We start from the raw sequence: 1,142 nt of genomic DNA on the forward strand, positions 1-1,142 counted from the left end.
CGGTGATCATGGGTGAACGCGAGATTGCGCGCGGGATTGTGGAAGAAGTTCTCGGTTCCAAACCGGAGTTGAGGCGCGAAACCGCCGAGCCATCGGTGGCCTGAGTCCCAAAGCCAAGCTGCATTCTCGCACGCTGGCAACCTGATTGGCTCGACCAGCCTTTCAAGTGAGCATTACGCCACGAATGCAGAGCCGCCATTTTGCGCGATACCACTGAGGTATTTGGCCGGCGGCTTCCCAAGCGCCTTCTTGAACATGGTGATGAAGGCCGTGACCGAACCATAGCCGAGATCGCCCGAGACTTGCTGGACACTCTTGCCGGACGCCAGTTCCCGAATTGCAACGATCAAGTGCAATTGCTGGCGCCAGCGCCCGAAACTCAGCCCTGTCTCCTTTGTCACAAGGCGGGCGAGGCTGCTCTCGCTGAGCGCCATGCGCTTGGCCCAGTCCGCCAGCGTGCTGCGGTCGGCAGGGTCTTGCGCCAACGCCTCGGCGATCCTGTTCAAGCGCGGCTCGGATGAGATCGGCAGGTGCAATTGCTGGACAGGCATGCGTGGCAATTCGGTGAGCAGCATTTTGGTCAAGAGTTCGCCCCTCGCCTCGTCGTCCTGCAGCCGATCGGAAAGCTCGATGATCAATTCGCGCAGCAGTGGCGAGATCGAAAGCGTGCAGCACCGCTCCGGCAGGTCGGCCGCTCCCGGCTCTATGTAGACGAAAAAAATCCGGGCGTTGGCGGTTGCGACATTGCTGTGCTCCATGCCGCCGGGGATCCACACCCCGCAATGCGGCGGCACCATCCATAGACCGCTTGGAACGCGGCATGTGACGCCGCCGCCGAGCGCGAAGACGAGCTGGCCTTTGCGGTGCCGGTGGGCGGGGACTTCCGCTCGGGTGTCGGGGATGTCGACGCGCACGGCAATCGCCAACGCGGAAGGGTCATCCACATCGAGATCAAGCCAGGGGTAGCTGAGGGGCCGTCTCATGATTGACTGCTATTAGCGATGAAACGCCATGATAGCTAAATTCTTTAACCGCGGAAGTCGATAGGCTCCGGTTCGCGCAGGGTTGATCTCGTGACGCTGCGCGCCATCGCCGGTATGGCTCGCTACCTACGTGGGTACTCAGCTTGCCGTGCTTTCCAA

General features: G+C 61.3%; 1 protein-coding gene. It reads right to left on the bottom strand.

Features of this window, described 5'->3' with window-relative positions; genetic code table 11:
* Positions 1–173 precede the first annotated feature (173 nt).
* The gene (locus tag EN906_RS34855; RefSeq protein WP_127271895.1) at positions 174–983 is read right to left on the bottom strand and encodes a helix-turn-helix transcriptional regulator; all 810 of its coding nucleotides are present in this window, start codon (positions 981–983) and stop codon (positions 174–176) included.
* Positions 984–1,142 lie beyond the last annotated feature (159 nt).

Origin of the sequence: Mesorhizobium sp. M7A.F.Ca.CA.004.06.1.1 (genome assembly GCF_003999135.1) — a bacterium.
Taxonomy (GTDB): Bacteria; Pseudomonadota; Alphaproteobacteria; order Rhizobiales; family Rhizobiaceae; genus Mesorhizobium.